This window comes from Rhizobium sp. NFR07, assembly GCF_900111905.1.
GTDB lineage: Bacteria > Pseudomonadota > Alphaproteobacteria > Rhizobiales > Rhizobiaceae > Neorhizobium.
In genome coordinates this window covers 298469-318879 of record NZ_FOKM01000001.1, presented here as the reverse complement: position 1 = coordinate 318879, position 20411 = coordinate 298469, and the positions used below count along the sequence as shown (strand labels likewise).

Sequence of the window (20411 nt, the reverse complement as noted above, 5' to 3'; positions counted from 1 at the left end):
GGATCGGTTTCTCATGGTGGGGATCCGAAAAGTGCTACTTTTAGTCTGCGCAACGCGGTGCGATGCGACTGAGGAACAAGGCCTCGCGTGAGTTGCTGCAGATATCGGAACTCCGGCAAAGGGGGGACGTTGGGCTTCAGCTTGCCCAGGTGCAGCTTGGTCATCATGCTGTCCACAAAAGAATAGAACCGACGGCGCCAGTCCAAATCCGATCTGAAGCCTCTGGAAGCCGTGGACCGGCCGTGTCCAGCAGGAGCACTGATGCGAAGAGCGGCTGAAAGGTCGGGTTGCCGGCAGCGTTCAAGAATATCGGCACACCATGCAAGCCATTCTGTATCGTTGCGCTCCGGCAGCCTGTGAATGCTTTTTCGGTCCTGCGCGTGCCGTGGCTCCTCGTCGAGTGCAGTTCGTTTGAGGACACTGCGGACGCGCCTGAGCTCGCCATGCGACAATGCCGGATAGAAGTCCTGCAATTTTCGCGCCTGCTCAAGATCGCCTTTGCATGCCAGTGCAAGAAGCAAATATGCCCATTCGACGGGATCCGGATCAGCGGCCCCGTAGTCGATCATTGTTATTTCGACCAGATCGACCAGAAGCGTGTAGGCTTGATCCGGATTCCCTTCTTGCAAGGCGCAGATGGCGAGACGGAATTTTGCCTCCGGCAGGTAGGACACGTATTCCTGGCAGCGGGTATAGCAATGCTTTGCATCCTCAATTCGGCCCTGCCAAAGTAGCATGTCGCCATGCCTCAGCAATTCGCGGTCACTCGCCTTTCCGACGATGTGGACGTTTGCGCGCCGGGATCCGCTATCAACCTTCGAAAGATCACCGAAAGGTCGCGTCTGGATAATCCGCTCGCCGGGCTTCAAACCTTTTTTCAGCACGAACCATTGATATATCTGCGGCCTGTGCTTGAGCGTATGGCGTGAATGAACCAGTTCGTGGCCCGCTGCGGTAATGCGCTGCATTTCGTCCGGACGAGCGAAGAGATATTCAAGCCGCTCGACCACGTCGCGGTCGTCCGCAAAGACGCAGTTTTCCATATCGACAAAGCCTGCGGCCTCTACCGCTGCAGTGCGCTCGGTAACCAGACAGGCATTTGCTCCCGGAATCTCGAAGTGTTTACGTACTACCTCGCCGGCCTGGGTTCCGCAGGTTGGAACGATGAAGCTCGCATTGAGGACGCGGGCATACGCTTCGCCCGACAATAGCTGCGCGGCCAACTTGCTTTGGTAGCTGTGTTGTGGCGACACCAGACAGGGATAGTGATCCTGGATCAAAGGCAGGACCTTCTGTCGCCAGGGGTAGAGGCCATAGACCTGGCCTGTGAGCGTGACCGGAATGATCTTCTGCTGGCCATAATCGCGATAGACGTCAGGGTCGATGAAGTTTGCCCAGACGAAAAGATTGTCTTTCAGCTCGGGCATGTATTTCGGCGTCATGGTCCCGATGGCGAAATATGTTTCAATTCCCCATTGCTGCATGTCGGACAGGAAGCCGGCGCGCCGATCGCACCACGGGTCGGCGTTGTGAAGGCCGAGTTTCGGTATCTCCGCATGGGCACGGGTATTGGTGATTTTTATGCGGCAAGATCCGTGTGACCTATAACCGCTTTCAAACAATGTCAGATCCGGTTCGTACCGGTCACATATTTCGGCATAGTCGCAGTCATGGTTCACCACCACGACATCGAAATGGGTTCCGAGGCATTTCGCCTGCTGCTGCATATGCAGCAGCAGGTAGCCGGCGGCGTTCGCATTGGGCTGATGATCCCATTGGAAGAACACCAGCCTCGGCTTGCGATAGTCTCTCTCTTGACGATGCATGTGTCTATCGCACGACCTCTGGAACGATGACGTCGGCGTTTGAAGACGCTCGATGCGGGTAAGCCGCTTGCGGAATAGAGGGTCTCGACTTGCCGCCTGCGTCGGAAAGTGCCCATTCGAAATAGGCTATCGTCTTTTCTAGACCCTCGCGCAGGCTTATTGCCGGTTGCCAGCCGAGGTCCTGCTTTGCCCGGCTGATGTCCGGTTTACGCTGCGTCGGGTCATCTACGGGTAGAGGATGGAATACGATCTCCGATCGCGACCCCGTCATCTCCACGACCATTTCGGCCAGTTCACGGATCTGGAATTCGCCGGGATTGCCGAGGTTGATTGGGCCCGTCACACCATTCGGTGCGCCCATCAGGCGCATCAGGCCGTCGATCAGATCATCGACATAGCAGAACGACCGTGTTTGGGTGCCATTTCCGAAGATCGTGATCGGCTCGTTGCGGAGCGCCTGAACGATGAAGTTCGAGACGACACGGCCATCATTGGGGTGCATGCGCGGCCCATAGGTATTGAAGATCCGGGCCACCCTGATCTCTACGCCATATTGACGATGGTAGTCGAAGAACAGCGTTTCAGCGCAGCGTTTCCCCTCGTCATAACACGCCCGGGGCCCGATCGGATTGACGCTTCCGCGATAGCCTTCAGGCTGCGGATGAACTGTCGGATCTCCGTATACCTCGCTCGTCGAAGTCTGCAGGATCTTGGCCCCGGTGCGCTTCGCCAGGCCGAGCATGTTGATGGCGCCGTGCACATTGGTCTTAACGGTCTGCACCGGATCGAGCTGGTAGTGGACCGGAGACGCCGGGCAGGCCAGATTGTAGATCTCGTCGACTTCGACATAGAGCGGGAAGGTCACGTCGTGGCGAATGATCTCGAAATGGGGATCGTCGAGAAGATGCAGAACATTGCTGCGCGAACCGGTGTAGTAGTTGTCTACGCAGAGAACGTCGTTGCCTTCTGCCAGAAGCTTTTCGCAGAGAAATGACCCCAAGAACCCGGCGCCACCAGTAACCATGACTCGCTTGTATGCGTGCATTGCTATGCTCCATTGTTGGTGTTCTGCAGTGCGAAACGGAGCAACAGCTCAGCAAGCACCACTGCGCTTCAAGACTGCGGGGATCGTGCTCAGGAGGATGTGCCAGTCGAACCAAAGGGACTTGTTGTCGATGTAGAATTCGTCGAGCTGCTGCTGCAGTTCGAGATCGGTATTGCTGCGTCCGGATATCTGCCACAGCCCCGTCAGCCCCGGCGTGACCGAGCACCGCTTGTCGCGAAACTCGCTATCCATCGCCCGGAGGTGGTATTCGGGGAAGGGCCGCGGTCCGACGATGGCCATCTCCCCCATGATGATGTTGATCAGTTGCGGAAGCTCGTCAAAGCTCGTCGAGCGAAGGGCGTTGCCGATTACCGGCAGGATGCGCGGGTCTCGCTTCAGCTTGAAATGCGTTGCCCACTCGGCCTGCATGGCCGGGTTATCACGAAACAATGCCTCAAGGCGCTGTTCCGCGTCGGTATACATTGTCCTCAGCTTCAGGACGTAGAGCGTCTTGCCGGACAAGCCCTCCCTCGCCTGCCTGAAGAAGATGGGGCCCGGATCGATCGCATAAATCGCAGCCGCCGCAACCAGCATGAAGGGTGTAACCATCAGAATGGCGGGAACTGCAATCGCGAGGTCTACGGCCCGGCGCAGCAGACTGAAGTTTGCCAACCTTTCGCCCGCGGCCAGGCGGACGCCGATCTCACCGCCGATATCCGCAGGCCGGACGCCAGTCACCTTGAGTCTCGGTGTGTCCGAAAGCAGAATGACCTCTGCGAATGTTCGGCGCATCGTTGCCAACTCGGCGACAGGTGAATCGGCGTCGCCGGTAATCAACGCGATGGATGGCCTCCGATCAGGGGATATCTCTGCCATGTCGGACGAGAAGGCTTCTGCGCGAATGCCATACTGCCAGTTGTCGGCGAAATGTGCGATGAGCGCCTGGGTGTGGTTTCCCCCCGCTATGATCGCAGCTCTGTCTCCCCATATCCCAAGGCGCCGGCACATCCCCCGTACAGTCCAATGCATGGCGGGTTGGACTATCAGGGCCACGCAGAGAAAGCCGAAGATAGCAAGTAGCAATTGGGATTCACCCGGCAGCACGACCGCCCCGATAGCAGTGAGGGCCGCAATTTTGATGGAGGCCATTATACGCCTGCGGAGATGCTCGTGGCCATGAAGCCTGTAGCCAGGATAAAGCGAAGCCGACGCATAGAGAATGATTGTGGCCAGGGCTGCGAGGGCGAAAGTGCGTTCCACCAGCGTGTCTCCCGTACTGCCCGGAAGAAGAGGCCGGAGAAAAGAGTAGGCCGCGAAGTAGCTTGCCACATCTCCAACGATCAAAAACGTGGACGTTGCGATCCGCGCTGACATCCAGCGCGGAATGAAGGACCTTTCCGGCGCGGGCTGTCGGACGTATTCGTTATTGTTCGCGGGACTGGATCCGAGTGTGGCGGGGCTCGTCGGAACAGAGCGCATGGCCGTGTCATTCGCGCTGTTTGCCTTTGCCACGCCGGGCGCCATTGCTGGTGACGCAAGTGATGACATGATCGTAAGCTCCCCCTACGGAATTTTTCATGACGCGACCGATGCATAAACCTCGTCTTCGATCGGAAACTTCCGAAGTCCAAGCCTTTGCAATAGGGTCAGTGATATGAATGTCGGCACGACAACGGCGTAGCGCCGCCAGAGCCTTCGCGGCTCGCAAAGAAGGCGAAACGCCCACTCGAAGCCGCTTCTTTGAATGATCTTCGGGGCCTGGCGCTTGAGACCTGCATGAAAGTCGACCGCCGCTCCGACACCGATCAGCATCGAAGGTTCCAGGCGATCGCGCATGCGAGCCATCCAGAGCTCCTGTTTGGGACTGCTGAGCCCCACCCAGACGATATCTGCGCCCGACCGGTTTATCAGATCCGCCGCTTCCACTTCCTCCTGAAGCGTCAATTCGCGGAAGGGTGGGGAATATGAGCCGACTATCTGCGCGTCTGGAAACTTGGCGAGAAGCCGATCCCTGAGCTGATCGAGGGTCGTGGCCGTTGCACCGTAAAAAAAGTGACGTACACCTTTTTCTCGTCCGGTATCGAAGACGGATAACATCAGGTCGGGTCCGTAGACTCTGTCGCTCTCCAGATGTCCTGCATGTTTCAAAGCCCATACCAGAGGCATGCCATCGGGTGTTACCAGGAATGCCCGGTTATGGATGGACCTGAGCTTGGCGTCGTTCTGGCACCGAACGACGCCATGCGCGTCGCGGACACACACATATTCCCTCTTGCCATCCTCTATCGCCTGCTGGATAAGCCCCGTCGCACTTTCCAGATTGACCGCCGATACGCGCACTCCGAGGACGTTTGTCCAGGCCAATTGGCCCTTCGGATCGAGAGTCGAGGTCTGCCTGCCGCCCGCTGCCACCTGTGTCATTATCTGCGTTCTCGCGAGTTGAATTCTGCACGAGGATACGCGGCCGCGCCGATGGCCTCCATACTTTACGTTCCAGCTAATAGACGTAGAGAAGGCTCAACATTTCTGCATTCGCACTGTCGGGTCCTACAATATTTGAAGTAACGCCATGCGGTTTCCGTCCGAATGGCTCATCCTTTTGACGCGTGTTACTTCAAAATGGCTGTCTGGCCTTGTCCTTGTGCAAACTTAAAGACGAAGGCAGTCCCTTGACTAGGTGCATTTTTTGAACAGCGACATTGCCAGTAAAGCTCCTGGTCGCATTCGAAAGCCAATGGGTCCGGCGATCGTGAGTTCTGGCGCGGCCAACATACAGGCTCGAGATCGGGTCCGGAGTTTTGTTGGCGGGGCTCGTCGCGCGAAGATCAGCGGAATTTGGATGTGTCCTGTATAGCAGGAAGGCGTAGCTTCGCGGTCCCATAGACAAAGCAGGCACACAAGATCGGCCATCCGACCTCGTTCAGCACTTTTCCCAGCTGTTCGGCCGCCGTTCCCGAGTGATCTGAAATTCGCAGGCCGATCGGAAGGCCTATCATTACCGCGACAAGAACGCCGGCACTGAGGAATTTATGGAACTGCACATCACCGCGCAGCCGCAACACAAGTAACAGCATGCTCAACAGGGCGTATTCGAGCGCGCGGCCGACGAAGAGCGTCACGATGTACGCATCGTCTGCCTCTGACGGCAACGACAGAATGGCACCGATGCCTTTCTGAAAGGCTTTTGTCCCGATGAGCGCCACGGGGGTCAACGCCATGGAGAGGAACATGTTAAGCATCAGCCGCCGTTCGGCGATTATGCTTGCGAGAGTGAGTGCGGAGCAGATCAGGAAGGACCAGGCCACCTGCTGCCACAATTCCGCGAGGATAAAAACGAGTACCGGCAGGCTATCGGACGCCAGAAATCTCGCGGCCAGGATCATCACCTCCATGACAAAGCCCAGTCCGATAGCGGTCATAGTCAACACCGCGATTTCAGCGAGGGGCGCCCCGCGAAGAGTACTGCGCTCGAGATTGCCGGCCATTTTCACACACCCGTTTTGTATTTCTCGGGATGCTGGCAGTTGCCTCTTTCTTGGTTGTGATGATGTCACGCATTTCGATGCCAGCTGTAATATCGTGCGGCGGTGCCGGAGATTACTTGCCGCCCCTCAGGCGGGGTTCAGCAGTCGCTACGCAGCCGAGATGCGGGCAGCTCATCTTATAGCATTGATGCAGCCGGGGGGAGGAAATGGCTTGTCGTAGCCTAGTAAGCACAGCTTTAAATGCGCATGGCCTAGTAGCCGGAAGCTTGGTCCGGCACGCGCAATTCGTCTCGCCGCATCGGATACGGCGCTTTCGTGCCATTGAGCTATTCAGAGCCCACGGTGCTGCCTGTATCCATTCCGGCCTTCTGAAGATCGGCAAGGCTGCCGGCATCTCCTGAAGGCATGATCTCGGGGTGTACCCGGAAGCTCTGGTTATTGAGATTGCCGCGATAGCGATTGCGCGCGAACCGCACATACCCGGCCCCATGGTGGGGAGCGTGAACATACGCCGCGATCCCGTCTGCGCGATCTATGGAGACTCTATTGTCCTCGATTCGATTTGGGCCTGCCCATGGTGGATGCCAATCGCCACCGGTGGCGTCGTCGACGCGAAAAGCGGCGCCGGATCCACCCATGATGACGTTCCCTGTCACTACGTTGCTCCAGCCACCATTGATGCCGATGCCGGATACGTTGCCGGAGAGAACATTCCCTTCGATGCGCACGCCACTTGCCTTCCCGTCGGTATAGATCGCCCAGCTGATGGGAGAAGGCCATTCGTCGATATTCTCATATCCGTTCGGCCAGAAGGTTCCATCTATCCGGTTCATGAGATGAGTTGTCCCGGTCACGACATTGTAGCGAATGCTGCTGTTGAGGAGGTCTTCCTGCTCGCCCATCATCTTGACTGCGCCGCCATCCGCTGTCTGCTGATTGGCGTTTCGAACCACGTTATGTTCAATGATCGCGTCATAGACGGCGTCCTCCGGGCCCCATAGCGAGCCTCCGGCAATACCGAACTGCGCAGCATTTTCGATCAGGTTCCCGGCAATTCTGACACGGTCGGCCGCTTGGAACCAAATTCCGGCAGTTTCGAAATAGACCTTTCCGATGTCGTGGATATGGTTCGACAATATCCTGGCGCCATTCGATTTTCCGAACGTGCCATAGGTCGTCCCGAGGTAAATGCCGTTGCCGGCCACGTTCCCAATCAGGTTCCCGGCGATCAATATGTCGTCGCTCTCGGACGCATGAATGCCGACGCCGATGTCCTCCAGGGTATTGCCGAGCACCTTTACGCGATCTGAATCTTCTACCCGAATGGCGCCAAAACCCCTGGAATCGGTCCATACCTTGCCGCTGCCCTGCGGTGCTCCGTCGGCAAATTGAAGTCCGGAGATGACCATGTCGTCCGCGTCCTCCAACTGAAAAAAAGTCGATAGCACTCCTGCAGTCACGTCAGAGCCGGAAAATTGTTCATCCGAGGCTATATAGTCGAGCCGGCCAGAACCAGCGTCATGCCACCATTCGCCCGGAGCATTGAGAAGAGAAGCAGAGCCGGCGAGAAAGTACCGACTGCCTTCCGCAGTGAAGAAATAGCCCGTACCCTGGGTGTGGACGGTGCGGCGTGAATTATCGATCGACATTACCGGAAGCGTGTCGCTTCCCCATTGGCTGCCGGGGTGAAACCCTCCGACGATATGGGCCATGAGCCCTGCAGTGTCGATCGCGGTCGGGATGTCACCGGCATGATAGCAGAATTGGGTGTTGCCCTGCCATTCGTCGATCGCCGGCCGGCATCGGGCCGCGAAAAGCCATCCCTTGCGTGGGTCTCCGTCGAGAGGTGCATCGGGGAGGCGCGCTTGAGTTTGTGGGACGCCTCCTACAAAGAGATGGCCCAACTCCTGATCCGGCAGCAATTTGAGCGGCGCAGTCCAGCGGCCTTCACCCTGTGACACCCAGCCGGATACACGCGGGCCACCGTGCAAGACCGGAGCCTCGTTGCATCTGGCGGTGACGATCAGGCCAGCGTCACGTCTGTCGAAGACGATTGACCGCTTGAGGTAGTAGTTCCCCCCGCCAAGGGCAATCGTGCTCGCGCCCTCCTTACGTGCCTTATCACGGGCTTTTTCAATCGTGGCGAAAGGTCCATCGGTACGCTCGGCATTTGGATTGGGAAGACGGCCGCTCCAGGTATCGTCGCCATCTGGGGAGACGTAAAATGTCGATCGCGGCGCCGATAGAGACTTCAACAACTCGCCCGATGGGGAGCCATCCAGCCTCAAGGAGCTTGTCACCGGCGCCTCGGCGCAGGTTGTTTCTCTTATCGTCTTCTGCAAGTGCCGGATCTTTTCGGCGTCCGGTTGCTCGTCTGCCGGTTCCGCAGACAGCGAAACGACTGTGGAGAGGAGTATGCCGAGAGTTGGGGCAAGGCGCGACCTCATCTGATTTGCAGGATTCTGGTCGCGCCGGGGGCAAAGGTCGGCCGCAGCGGACTCGAACTTAACGACACCACCGGCGCATAAAGCGAAAACATGATGATCGCTGTGGCAAACAGTACAAAGATGGCGTCGTTCTGGATGAGAAACATGCTCTCGGTAAGGTTCATGACGAGAATCATGACCAGGAAGACGTTCAACCACAGCCAGCCATAGTGCGGATCACGGCAATGCAGGACTGCGCCTTGGCGCACTGCGCGCAGAAGCACTACGGCGAACAGCATTGTTCCGCTTATTCCAAAACTCAGCATGGTGTCGCGAAAGCCGTTATGCGAGTGTGGCGCCATCCACTGGATAGCTTCCCATATGGTCCAGGCATCAGGGTTGGCCTCGGTCCAGAAGGCCTGATAGCCGAAGCCGAAAATCGGGTGAGCTGCTATCTGGCCATCGACCAACTCCCACAACGGCACCCGGCCGGTCAACGTAGCATCCTTGCCGAGCCCCTCCAGCACCGGAACCAGAAATTCATGGAGCATAACGAGGAGCCACACCAGCATCTGGATGGAAAAGAGAATGATCAGGATGCGGGCAATGCCATGCGTTCGCTGGAGGATGGTATAGAATCCGATAAGACAGAATGCCGATCCTGTGGTGATCGTTGCCGTCATCGATCCCGACATTAAAAGGCAGAACGTACCTGCAGCCAGAAGCATGAACGCGGTTCGACGCCATCCCATAGTGCCGTCTATCAGCATGATCGTGGCCACCGGGATCATTATGCTGGCGTACCAGCCAAGGATGTTCTTATGGACGAAGATACCCCTTATGGAGCCATCCAAAGGCATCCGGGCGAGATTTGGTGAGGCAATCAACGCGACAACGCTCAGAAGAATACATGCTCCGACAGTCGCAAAGACGATCATAAGCAGCTGTCTCGGCGTGAAACGTATGGCGAGGGCGTAGGCCAGAAGTATGGTGAAGAGCAGGCCGACTGCACGCCTCAGGCTTGTTGACGGGCTGACAGACCAGAAGATCGACAGAAACGGCAGAACGAGGATAAGCGGAAAAATCAGATCTCGCCTGAGAGCAATAAGAAAATGCGGAATGTTTCGCGCCAGAGCCAAGGCCGTGAATGCATATACGGGCAGGGAGAGAAGTCGCAGTTTTGCCTTGGCCGGATCGCTGAGGCTCCCGTCTGCATCTGTCAGCAAAAGCGGAAAGAGTGCGCCGGTCTGGAGGAAAATTGAGATCCCTGCGCCCCAACATTCCAGCGCTCGCCAGTTGACAGCCGGCGACATCACGCTGGCGAGGCTATTGGCCCTCATGTCGAGCTCGCCTGCTTTGAACAGACAATAAACCCTTGATCGCGTATCGCGGCGACTTGGGAAGACATTTGCCCCTCACACGGCTGCGCTTGTTCAGCAAGAACAACCATCTGGCGGTATTGGCAGTCAATCGACGCAAATGAAGGAACGGCTCCCGCTTATGCTCCTGATCATCGTGCGGGGACATTACTCTCCCTCCCCTATCGACTGAGTTCAACGGTCGAAAGGTGCATTCCAGGATGAAGCCGGTCCACCATAAGGCCAGATGTTACGCGTATCGGTTCACCGCTAGCTTGGTGACGAATTCATACCATGTCGGACATCGTGCGCGAGTGCCATCGCTCAACTGATGTGAGGCGTTTAATCTGGTGCAGGCTGTTCCGCACTGCTTGTGAGGTTTTATGGATCGGGCGGCCATCAGTGTCCTGATAAATAACTACAATTACGGCCGTTTCGTTGGTCGTGCGATTGATAGCGCTTTGGGGCAGCAGGCAGTGGACGTCGAGATAGTCGTGGTTGACGACGGGTCCAGCGACCAGTCGCCTGCCATCTTGGAAGCCTATGGCGACCGGGTGAAAGTCCTGTTTCAAAAGAACAGGGGCCAGGCGGCTGCCATCAACACGGCTGTTCATTCGAGCAGCGGCGAGATCCTCTGTTTTCTGGATGCCGACGACTGGTGGGCGCCGACCAAGCTCTCGGCGATAGCAAAGGCGTTTAAGGCCGATGCTCAGCTATCGCTTGCCTATCACCGGCTGCAGCCCGTCTTGTCTGATGGCTCCCCGACGATGAGACCGATCCCCCGTACCCTGTGCGCGGGCAATCTTGCGCCACGGCTTATGAGGTCCGCTGGTTGGTGGCCTTTCCCCATGACGTCCGCTGTTGCTGTCAGACGCAGCGCATGGGACACAGCCGGGGACATACCGGAGGATTTTCGCATCTCCGCTGATGCCTGGCTCGTGGGAATCTATCCATTTCTGGGGAGTGTCGCAGCTCTGCCGGAGTCGCACGGTTTCTACCGGATCCACAGCAACAACTGGTATCGGCAGTCCGTTGACGCGGCCATGTTGCGAAAGCGGATGGCTCATTGGCGCGCAACACTGGACGCAACGAACCGGTTTCTGCTCACCCGCGGCCTTGGAGAAAGGCTGCATCTCACCGACCATCATCCCTATCAGGTGGCATCTGCCATGCTGGACGGAGCAGACATGTTTACCCGCCTCAGGCTCGGCATGGACGGGGTCTTCTTTGCCGGAGAGCCGAACCTGCTGCGGCGGTTGCGCGACGCGTGGCGTGTAACCCGTACGCTTCCTGGTCCCGGCGTAGGAGCAGGCCTCGCGGAGCCCGAACAATGAAAGCCCTCCTGCTTGTTTCAGAACTCGAGGACTATACGATCTCCTTCGCCGGCGGGGTTGCGCGGCATCTCGATGTCGTTCTCGGAGTGCCGCGCCGCCGCTACGCACACCTTGCGTCCTCCTTCGATCCGGCCATCGACTTGCATCTTCTGGACTGGCCACGGCATCGCTCGCTCGCCAATCCCTGGTTCCTGCATCAGCTTACCCGGTTCATTCGGCGGGAGCGTCCGCAGGTCATTCACCTCCTCAGCAATACCACGCTCTGGTTGAACCTGGCTGTTCCATTCTGGCGCCCGATCCCGCTGGTGACGACCGTACATGACGTGGAAACACATCCCGGCGATACCGACACCCGAACGCTGCCCGGCTGGGCTCCGGAGCTCATGGTGAGGCAGTCGGAGCACGTTGTCGTGCACGGCGAGGGGTTGAAGCGCATGGTCCTTGACAGATATTCGAAGTCTCCCGACCGCGTTCACGTGCTGTCGCACCCCGCCATTCATCGATATGCAGATCTCGCCCGGCGTCAGAAGATGCAGCGACGCCCGGACGATGGGACATTGCGTGTCCTGCTTTTCGGTCGGGTCTTTGCCTACAAGGGGCTGGAGCAGCTCGTCCGCGCCGAGGCGATGCTGAAGGACAGCCTTCCAAATCTGCAAGTCTTCGTGGCGGGCCGAGGCGATGATCCGTGGATGTTCAGACCGCTGATGGGAGACCCCCGCCGCTATGACGTTCGCAACCGCTTCATAGAAGACGCCGAGGTGGCCCAGCTTTTCCTGGATGCCGACATCATCGTGCTTCCCTATACCGAGGCATCCCAGAGCGGCGTGCTCAATCTCGCTGCTGCGTTTGGCAAGCCGGTCATCGTGACGGATGTCGGCGAACTGCGCGCGACGGTTCAGCCAAACGGGCTCGGACTGGTCGTTCCGTCCGGCGATGTGGAGCAACTGGCCCGAGCTATTTTTCTGCTCGCGGAAAACGGCGAGCTCAGAAGAGATTTCGGCAACAGAGCGCTCGAGTGGGCGACGGGTCCGAATTCGCCTGAACAGGTGGGAGCGCAGGCCGCGGCGGTTTATCGGGAGGTAGCCGGAAAATGCTGATGAAGGCTCCTACGGATGGAAATCGGATCGCGACACATGGCACTGCCCTCGTTCGCCACTATGTGCCGGGCGGTTGCGAAAAAGGTGGAGGCATCGGCCGACTGGTTGGTTACATCGTCGATACGGCGAAGCGGACGGGTGGAAGGCATCTTGTAACCGATACCAGAGGTCCCCGGTGGTCCGCGGCTACATCACCCATGCGCCTGTTCGGTGCGATCCTGGCCATGGCAAAGGATCGGCTGCTGGCTCCACGGCGAATTCATCAAATCCATGTCGCGGGCCGAGGCAGCACGGCGCGAAAACTGATCCTTACCGAGGCCGCCAGCTTGTTCGGATGTGTCCACTTGCTGCACCTGCATGACTACGATTATGCAGCTGATTTCGCGACGCGCTCTCCACGTCAACAATGGCTTATACGCCGAATGTTTCGGCGCGCCGATTGCGTCGTTGTGCTGGGGCAGCGTGATCGCATGACGCTTGCGACGCTGCTGGGAGTGGACGATCGGCGCATCGTTGTCGCCCGCAATTGCGTGCCGGATCCCGGAGCTGGCGGTGTTCGTATCGACGCCACGCCGCTGATCGTGTTCCTCGGCCGGCTTAGTGAACGTAAAGGAGTTCCCGAACTTCTGCTGGCGCTGAGCCATCCGGCGATGACGGACTTGTCGTGGAGGGCTGTGCTCGCGGGCGATGGACCCGTAGACGACTATCGCAACAAGGCCATAGCCGCGAGGCTGTCGGAGCGGGTGGAGATGCCCGGCTGGCTGGATGCTGATGAGACGCAGTCCCTGTGTGCCAGCGCAGATATTCTTGTTCTGCCTTCGCATGCCGAGGGCATGGCCATGGCAGTGATAGAGGGATTGGCTCACGGTCTTGCGGTCGTCACGACCCGTGTCGGGGCCCATGAGGAAGTCATCACTGACGGAGAAACCGGTGTCTTCGTGCCGGTTGGCGATCCGGATGCCTTGGCGGCCGCGTTGGCGAAATTGCTCGCAGATCCGGCGGCACTGAAGCATCTTTCGGTCAAAGGTCGTGCCCATTATCTCAATCATTTCAGTATGAATGCTTATATGCGATCTTTGGAGGAACTCTATGAGGCCGTCCTTGCTCGGCCTCGGAAAACGGGCGGCCGCCCATGACGATTTCTACATTCCCGCCGGACCGGCATCTGCCCCTGTCGCCGATGCATCACCAACCGCGCTTTGAGATCGAAACCAAGGCCGACGACTTTGACCTCGGTTCGGGTCTGCGCATTTTACGCCGGCGGATTGTAATGATCCTGGTGCTCGTGATCCTCTTCACGACTGCCGCCCTTGCTGCAATATGGGACCTGAAACCGTCCTATCGGTCCGAATCCCGGCTGATCATCCACAAACCTCTGGCGACGACGCTCAGTGCCGAAGAAGCGGGCCGCAACGAACCGCTGGATCTGAGGTCGGAAATGGAGCGGCTTCTTTCTCGGAGCGTTGCGGAGCGGGTGATCCGTGACCTGCGACTGGATGAGCTTGTCGAGTTCAATCCGGCCTTGCGCAAAGCTTCGTTTGTCAGTCAAGCCCGGGATATGCTGCGCGGTTTGATTGATCGGCGCAAAAACGCGCCACCGGAACAAGACGGACTCGAACGCATAATTCCGGAATATTACGGGGCTCTTCGCGTCTGGCGGGACTCACTGGGAGATGTCATTCACATAGGATTCGAGGCAACTGATCCCGAACTGGCGGCTGCCGCGCCGAACCAGCTCATCAGTGTCTATCTCGACGAGCGTAACGACGGCATTCGCCGCCGCCTGGACGCCGCGGAGGTGTGGGCAAGGCAGCGCATCGAAGAACAGCAGAAAATTGCCGAAGCGGCGCGCGTCGCAGCCGATACATATCGTGAGATGATGGGTGGGGCACTCAGTGAGGAGGCTCCGGGTGAGCAGCTCAAATCTGTGGCCGAACTGAACGAACGACAGGCAACAATTGCCCAGAACCGCGCCGAGATAGCAGGCGAAATTACCGTTCTGGAAAAGGCAGATGAATCATCGGCGGCATTGAGCAGCATATCTGCTCCCGGAAATATCGGCGCGATAGCCGAGGATTTCCGGGCGCAGCAGCGAGATCTCGACCGGCTGCTCGATACCTATGAAGAGAATGCTCAGGCGGTGATCGACCGGCGCGCGTCGATCGCCAAATCGCGTGCCGATCTCATGCTCGCAGTCGATCGATATCTGCAGTCCCTGCGTGCTAGGCTCATCGCACTTGACCGGGAATACGACGCCGTCCGCTCCGACTTGATGGTCGCAGACGAGAAACGTTCGCGGTCGTTGCTTGCTCAGGCCGAGCTCGCTCGACTTGAACGTGCCTTTGACCGTGAGCAGACGGCCCTCGACAAGCTTGAAGGGCAGCGGCGGAGCCTTGCCGGAGAAGCGATGCTGCCTGGGACCGAGGTGGAGGTTCTTTCACCTGCAGCGGTGCCGATCGGGCCGCAGGGCCGCGGCCGGCTTTTCTATCTGGTCAGCGCGTTCCTGGCATCCACCTCGATTGCGATAACCGCCGCCTTTCTGGTCGAAATGCTGGATAAAAGAATTCGCAGCTTCGACCAGCTGGCTGGCACCGCGCGCATGATACCCGCAGGTTATATACCGCAATTGAGGAGGAACGGCTGGAGAAAGCCGCTGAAGCCGTTTGCGAAAGTGCCGGATGATGCATTTGAAGGGGCAATCCACAGCCTCCTGAATTCGCTGAAGCAAGCCAGTGGCGGCTCGCTGCCGGCGAGCATAGTGGTGACCCCGGTCGGCGATGGAGGTTGTAAGTCACTGGTGGCAAGATCGCTCGCGGCCGAACTTGTCTCAAACGGGTGCTCAGTCCTGCTGGTTGATGGCAACCTGCGAGGCGGAGATCTGGAAACCTTCTTCAAATCCGAGCTAAAGCAAGGCTTGAACGAATATCTCCGTGGACAAGCCTCAATCGGCGATATCATTCACCATGACAGCCGGAGCGGCATGGATTTTATCCCAGCCGGAAAAACCGGACTTAAAGGAAGGGCGTCCTCGGCAGGCCTTGCGGAAATCATCGCCATGGCGTGTACGCGAGGCCAGATCGTCATATTCACCTGTGCATCGGCCTCACGCTCGACGGAAACGATCAAACTCTCGACACTGGCTGAAAGAACGCTTCTCATCGTGGAATGGGCTACGACGAGCCGACGCGCGGTCGATTTAAGCTTGAGGCATCTGAGAGGTTCGCGCAACGGGGAGATAATGATCGCGATAAATGGAGTGGATGCCAAAAGGAACGCCCTATACAATTTCTCGGATTCTGAATTGTTTTCCGGCCCCACTGCCTAGTTGAAACCGTGCCGCGCTTGCCAACGACCAATTCGTCGGTCAATGCCGCGTCAAACATCCAGCCGGTTTGATCAGGTATCGTGGCCTCCTCTCAAAACCCTCATTGCGGTCTTGCTTCCCTGCCCCCGGAGGCAGTGCTCCCTTCGGGTTCTCACGATTGAAGCGCTTCCCGCTCCATTTGTCGCATCTGATCTAAAAGTATGACTTTTACGGGCTCTGCTCTCGACATGATGACCACCCGCGCGCTATCGAAGGGCAAAATCATTCTCGGGAGGAAATCTGGAATGCCGCAACCTGTATCGATCATCCTTGACTGGGGGACGAGTTCGCTGCGTGCGGCACTTGTTTCGGCAACAGGTGAGACACTCGACAGCCGTGACACGACGAGCGGCGGCATCCAGTTCGTCAAGGACGGCGCCTTTGAGGCTGCCTTGATGGAATCAGTCGGCGACTGGTTTACTGCCCACGGCCCCCTCCCGGTCCTTGCCAGCGGCATGATCACCAGCCGCAACGGCTGGGTTGAAGTGCCTTATGTCGATGCTCCGGCAGGCCTTGCCGAACTGGGCGCCGGCACAAGGCGGATCACGCTCGAAAACGGCGCCGCCGTCACCTTCCTGCCCGGCATGCGCGATCCGGCGGCAAAGCCCTTCCCGGATGTCATGCGCGGCGAGGAGACCCAGATTGTCGGCTGTGGACTGGACAGGGACCGCACCGTCGTCCTGCCCGGTACCCACAGCAAATGGGCTCGGGTCGAAGCCGGCCGCATCGCCGGTTTCCAAACCTATGCGACGGGCGAGATCTTCGCGCTGCTGACCAAGCACTCCTTCATCGCCAAGGCGGCCGAACCGGCGCCCGGGGCAGAACCTGTCTGGCCAGCCTTCGATCGCGGTGCCGAATTCGCTGCAAGCGACGCCCGGGCCGCCGATGCCTTCCTGTCCTCCGTTTTCAGTGCGCGTACCGGCGTGCTTGCTGGAGTGCTGAAGCCCGAGGATATCGGCGATTACGTTTCGGGTCTGGTCATCGGCTCGGAATTCCGCCAGGCGCGTGCCGCCGGTTGGCTCGTACCGGGCGAGGCGATCGGCATTGTCGGCAACAACATCCTCAACAGCCGCTACAGCCGCGTGGCGCCGCTCTTCGACCTCACCGTCGAGCCGAGCCCGGCCGATGCCGCCAAGCTTGGCGTGCAGCAGATCGCCGCCCAATTGCAACTGACGAAGTAAGGATGTTTCCGATGAATTTTCATGACGCCCTCAAGGCCTGCAATCTGATCGCCATCCTGCGCGGCATCACGCCGGCGGAAGCCGAACCGATCGGCGAGGCGCTGATCGAGGCGGGCTGGCGCATCATCGAGGTACCGCTCAACTCGCCGGATCCGTTCAAAAGCATCGAGGCGCTGCAGAAACGCTTCGGCGACAGGGCACTGATCGGAGCGGGCACGGTCCTGACACCGGCCCAGGTGGCCGATGTCGCCGCCACCGGCGCGAACGTCATCATTTCGCCGAACGCCAATCTTTCGGTCATCGAGGCGAGTGTCGCCAAGGGCATGGTCAGCCTGCCGGGCGTCGCCACCCCGACCGAGGCCTTCGCCGCGATCGGTGCCGGGGCGACCGGCGTCAAGGCGTTTCCGGCCGAAGCCATCCCGCCGGTCGTTATCAAGGCGTGGAAGGCTGTGCTGCCGAAGGAAATTCCGGTCCTGGCCGTCGGCGGCGTGACGCCTGAGAACATGAAGGCCTTCACCGAGGCAGGTGCCGCCGGCTTCGGCATCGGAGGATCTATCTACAAGCCGGGTGCTGATCTCGCGACAGTCGCTGCTCAGGCGAAGAAGTTCATCGACGCAATGCGGGCCAACCGGGCATAGCCGCAGGACGATATTCCACGGTATCAATGGCTCATTATAGCTCTCAATTCGCCGTGGCCACGTCACGGTGATTCGGCCGGTATGGGTGCAGGTCGATCCTCAGTTAACCGCTTGGGCGAGCAGCATGGTAGCGAGCTACCCGATGGTGGTAATTGTCTACCTTCGGATGTGACGATGCTGCATCGCAACCATATATGATTGCGAGTTACAAATTATTCATTTGACGGTGGCGCAAGCCGGTTTCTACCGTTTGTCCCAGCCGCCATGATGTCGGTCAGAGGCTCGCAGCCGGGTGCACACGGTTTTGCGAGCCTCGTCTGCCGACAAGGTTGAATTCGGTCCATCAAGCGGTGTTGAACCTCCCGTTACGCGATCCTAGTCTATAGTGGTCGCGACATCGAGAAGAGGGAGTTCTCGTCTTGCGAATCCGCCGACTGTCTTTCCTTGCTTTCACTGTTCTGATTTGCGGTTCGGTACTGGCTCAGCCATCAGAAGCCCAGCAACCGGCGCCATCACAGGAGAGAGGCGATCGCTCGGCGCCGCAAGAGGACACGGGCATCCTTAGTCTTCTTCCTGCGGATGTTACGACTGACCATGTCTTTCGCAACGCTTCGGGTGATCTGCCCTATACGGCCACAGCCGGCACGATCGATCTCATCGGCCAAGACGCCCAACGGACGGCAAGGATTTTCTACACATCCTATATCGCCAGGGATCGTGCGCCCGGCCGGCCGGTGACCTTTGCCTTCAATGGGGGACCAGGTGCGGCTTCCGCCTATCTGCATCTCGGCTTGATCGGCCCGCGGATCGTTGATTTCACCACGCCCGATGATGGCGGGCGCATGCCACAACTCATAGACAATCCCGAAAGTTGGCTGCCTTTTACCGACCTTGTTTTCATTGACCCTGTCGGTACCGGCTGGAGCCGGGCCGCGAGTGATGACGTGGCTCGAAATTTCTACGGCGTGCGTCAAGATGCCGAAAGCCTGGCGAAGTTCATCGCGCTCTACGTCCAGCGCAATGATAGGCTTTCATCGCCCAAATATCTGGTGGGGGAGAGCTATGGCGGCTTTCGCGCTGCTAAGGTTGCCACAGCGATGAAGGACAGTCAGGGGCTTCTCGTTTCGGGTATCGCCATGATATCGCCTTTCCTTGATGGGCGCTTTCTTGCCAATCCTGACGACCCATTGAGCGCCGCGCTGCAATTGCCGTCTCTGGGGGCCGCGCGTCTTGAGCGCGATGGTTCGTTCAGCCGGGAGAAACTTGCCGAGATCGAGAAATTCGCCACGGGCGACTACCTGACTACTCTTGTGGGCCCCTCCCCCGCTGGAGAGGAAGGTCAGGCGTTTTATCGCAGGATTTCCGCGATTACGGGCATCCCCGCCGATGCGGTCGAGCGCACGCGTGGCTTTGTCGGCGATATCTATAACAAGCAGGCGGCGGGTCCCGGCCGTGTGGTGAGCTCCTACGAAGCCTCCCAGATAGCGCCAGACGCTTACCCGGAGGCGTCTTACAGCCAGAACGACGATCCTATCCTCGACGGCTACACCCGCGCCTACGGCGCAGCTTTTCCGTCTTACGCGAGGCATGAGCTTAGGTATTTAGCGGAGATTACCTACACGCTCTTAAACGAGGAGGTAAATCGCCGATGGGAGTGGAATGGCAGCCGAGGCAGCGATGGCCGCGCACTGTCGAGCGTCTCCGGCGATATCCGTGATCTTCTGTCGGTGATCCCCGGCCTTCGTATCGTCGTGGCGCACGGTCTGAGTGACGCATTGACCCCATATGGCGCCAGCCGCTACGTGATCGAACATCTGCCACCTGAACTCGCCGACGCCAGGATCAAGCTGGATACGTATCGCGGCGGGCATATGTTCTACACCCGCCCGGCATCGCGTCAGGAATTTGCCGATGACATCAAGACGTTCTATTCGGCAGGTCGTGATGAATAGCGTGCTATAGTTTATGGAGAGTGGTTGATCACTGGCCATGGCGACTGTGGATCCTTGCTCTGCCCTTCCCTAACGCAGATGGTGGCCAATGCATAACTAACAGTACTGAGGAAAGTCTCCAGCGCGGCGGTGCACAGGGTGCGGGAAACTGATATGCGTTGCGGACGGCCCGGCGCAATTGGTTGACTATTGGGACTTACGCTGCGCATCCCTGGCAACCCCGAACTGCCGAAGCGTAGCGATGTACGGGGCGAAGGGCTCGTTAAATTTGGTGAGATCGAGATCTTTCTTCGGGATGCCGAGCAATTCGCAAGTCTTTACAGACACCGTGCCGATGCCCCAGAATCAGTGAGGATACGCCTAGAGGATGGAGCGGCCGAATTTTCTGACCGCTGACTCGGATGTGATGATCAGCGCTGCCGCTCGATCGTTGGGGCCGGCTGTATTTTTGGCATGAGGATAGGACCTTCAGGCCTGTTGACAGCTGTCAACCGAGCGAGCGAATCGACGCTGGCTGTACGCAGATGTCCGTCCTTGATGACTACGGCAGTCGTCTTCATTACGGAGAATCATGACTGGCGTAACCTCCGCCGCAAGCCTCCCGCTCCCCTACGCCTGATGCGGCCTTCGCTTGGCTGTGCGGTACGAGCGGCTCCAGCTCCTGGCGAGAGATGTCGAAACGGTGCCTGCCTTGGCTTTCGATGC

General features: G+C 58.6%; 15 protein-coding genes. 8 read left to right on the top strand and 7 right to left on the bottom strand.

Annotated features, from left to right (window positions below; all coding sequences use genetic code 11):
• Nucleotides 1–11 precede the first annotated feature (11 nt).
• Genes BM216_RS01355 through BM216_RS01345 form a run of 3 tightly spaced genes read right to left on the bottom strand, consistent with a single transcriptional unit; the run spans nt 12 to nt 4257 of the window.
• Nucleotides 12–1826, bottom strand: coding sequence for a glycosyltransferase (locus BM216_RS01355; RefSeq protein ID WP_092993761.1), 1815 nt, complete (start codon nt 1824–1826; stop codon nt 12–14).
• Between the two features lie 4 nt (nt 1827–1830).
• Nucleotides 1831–2871 (bottom strand): UDP-glucuronic acid decarboxylase family protein, encoded by a 1041-nt coding sequence (locus BM216_RS01350; protein WP_092993758.1) that lies wholly within the window; start codon nt 2869–2871, stop codon nt 1831–1833.
• Between the two features lie 48 nt (nt 2872–2919).
• Complete coding sequence (locus tag BM216_RS01345) at nt 2920–4257, bottom strand: sugar transferase (protein WP_244530055.1); 1338 nt, start codon at nt 4255–4257, stop codon at nt 2920–2922.
• On the opposite strand from BM216_RS01345, the gene BM216_RS34550 reads away from it, so the two are divergent.
• Complete coding sequence (locus BM216_RS34550) at nt 4220–4468, top strand: hypothetical protein (RefSeq protein ID WP_244530067.1); 249 nt, start codon at nt 4220–4222, stop codon at nt 4466–4468. The two genes, BM216_RS01345 and BM216_RS34550, sit on opposite strands and share 38 nt — an antisense overlap.
• Here the strand turns inward: BM216_RS34550 and BM216_RS01340 are convergent.
• From BM216_RS01340 to BM216_RS01325, 4 genes are all read right to left on the bottom strand, one after another.
• On the bottom strand, nt 4447–5292 hold the full coding sequence (locus BM216_RS01340) for a WecB/TagA/CpsF family glycosyltransferase (protein WP_092993752.1): 846 nt from the start codon (nt 5290–5292) through the stop codon (nt 4447–4449). The two genes, BM216_RS34550 and BM216_RS01340, sit on opposite strands and share 22 nt — an antisense overlap.
• Before the next feature lie 404 nt (nt 5293–5696).
• Entirely contained in the window at nt 5697–6356 is a 660-nt protein-coding gene (locus BM216_RS01335; protein ID WP_092993749.1) for a hypothetical protein, read from the bottom strand.
• Nucleotides 6357–6682: 326 nt separating this feature from the next.
• On the bottom strand, nt 6683–8803 hold the full coding sequence (locus tag BM216_RS01330; protein WP_092993746.1) for a right-handed parallel beta-helix repeat-containing protein: 2121 nt from the start codon (nt 8801–8803) through the stop codon (nt 6683–6685).
• Nucleotides 8800–10122: an O-antigen ligase family protein gene (locus BM216_RS01325; RefSeq protein WP_092993743.1), complete on the bottom strand. Its 1323-nt coding sequence runs from the start codon at nt 10120–10122 to the stop codon at nt 8800–8802. The genes BM216_RS01330 and BM216_RS01325 overlap by 4 nt, the downstream gene beginning before the upstream one ends.
• A 401-nt stretch (nt 10123–10523) precedes the next feature.
• On the opposite strand from BM216_RS01325, the gene BM216_RS01320 reads away from it, so the two are divergent.
• The 7 genes from BM216_RS01320 (at nt 10524) to BM216_RS01290 (ending at nt 19706) form a co-directional block, all read left to right on the top strand.
• Entirely contained in the window at nt 10524–11474 is a 951-nt protein-coding gene (locus BM216_RS01320; RefSeq protein WP_092993740.1) for a glycosyltransferase family 2 protein, read from the top strand.
• Nucleotides 11471–12571: a glycosyltransferase family 4 protein gene (locus BM216_RS01315; RefSeq protein WP_092993737.1), complete on the top strand. Its 1101-nt coding sequence runs from the start codon at nt 11471–11473 to the stop codon at nt 12569–12571. Before BM216_RS01320 ends, BM216_RS01315 begins: the two co-directional genes overlap by 4 nt.
• Complete coding sequence (locus BM216_RS01310) at nt 12565–13707, top strand: glycosyltransferase family 4 protein (RefSeq protein WP_092993734.1); 1143 nt, start codon at nt 12565–12567, stop codon at nt 13705–13707. Before BM216_RS01315 ends, BM216_RS01310 begins: the two co-directional genes overlap by 7 nt.
• Complete coding sequence (locus BM216_RS01305) at nt 13704–15896, top strand: GumC family protein (RefSeq protein WP_092993731.1); 2193 nt, start codon at nt 13704–13706, stop codon at nt 15894–15896. The genes BM216_RS01310 and BM216_RS01305 overlap by 4 nt, the downstream gene beginning before the upstream one ends.
• 284 nt (nt 15897–16180) lie before the next feature.
• Nucleotides 16181–17116, top strand: coding sequence for a 2-dehydro-3-deoxygalactonokinase (locus BM216_RS01300; RefSeq protein ID WP_092993728.1), 936 nt, complete (start codon nt 16181–16183; stop codon nt 17114–17116).
• A gap of 11 nt (nt 17117–17127) precedes the next feature.
• Entirely contained in the window at nt 17128–17754 is a 627-nt protein-coding gene (locus tag BM216_RS01295) for a 2-dehydro-3-deoxy-6-phosphogalactonate aldolase (RefSeq protein ID WP_244530033.1), read from the top strand.
• A 419-nt stretch (nt 17755–18173) separates the two neighbouring features.
• Nucleotides 18174–19706, top strand: coding sequence for a S10 family peptidase (locus BM216_RS01290; RefSeq protein WP_244530032.1), 1533 nt, complete (start codon nt 18174–18176; stop codon nt 19704–19706).
• The last annotated feature ends 705 nt before the right edge of the window (nt 19707–20411 follow it).

Excerpts from the sequence above, each read along its gene's own strand:
- BM216_RS01330 (WP_092993746.1), bottom strand. The coding sequence starts at position 8,803 with ATGAGGTCGCGCCTTGCCCCAACTCTCGGCATACTCCTCTCCACAGTC.
- BM216_RS01315 (WP_092993737.1), top strand. The coding sequence starts at position 11,471 with ATGAAAGCCCTCCTGCTTGTTTCAGAACTCGAGGACTATACGATCTCC.
- BM216_RS01350 (WP_092993758.1), bottom strand. The coding sequence starts at position 2,871 with ATGCACGCATACAAGCGAGTCATGGTTACTGGTGGCGCCGGGTTCTTG.
- BM216_RS01310 (WP_092993734.1), top strand. The coding sequence starts at position 12,565 with ATGCTGATGAAGGCTCCTACGGATGGAAATCGGATCGCGACACATGGC.
- BM216_RS01305 (WP_092993731.1), top strand. The coding sequence starts at position 13,704 with ATGACGATTTCTACATTCCCGCCGGACCGGCATCTGCCCCTGTCGCCG.
- BM216_RS01340 (WP_092993752.1), bottom strand. The coding sequence starts at position 5,292 with ATGACACAGGTGGCAGCGGGCGGCAGGCAGACCTCGACTCTCGATCCG.
- BM216_RS01320 (WP_092993740.1), top strand. The coding sequence starts at position 10,524 with ATGGATCGGGCGGCCATCAGTGTCCTGATAAATAACTACAATTACGGC.
- BM216_RS01335 (WP_092993749.1), bottom strand. The coding sequence starts at position 6,356 with ATGGCCGGCAATCTCGAGCGCAGTACTCTTCGCGGGGCGCCCCTCGCT.
- BM216_RS01325 (WP_092993743.1), bottom strand. The coding sequence starts at position 10,122 with ATGAGGGCCAATAGCCTCGCCAGCGTGATGTCGCCGGCTGTCAACTGG.
- BM216_RS01355 (WP_092993761.1), bottom strand. The coding sequence starts at position 1,826 with ATGCATCGTCAAGAGAGAGACTATCGCAAGCCGAGGCTGGTGTTCTTC.
- BM216_RS01295 (WP_244530033.1), top strand. The coding sequence starts at position 17,128 with ATGAATTTTCATGACGCCCTCAAGGCCTGCAATCTGATCGCCATCCTG.
- BM216_RS01300 (WP_092993728.1), top strand. The coding sequence starts at position 16,181 with ATGCCGCAACCTGTATCGATCATCCTTGACTGGGGGACGAGTTCGCTG.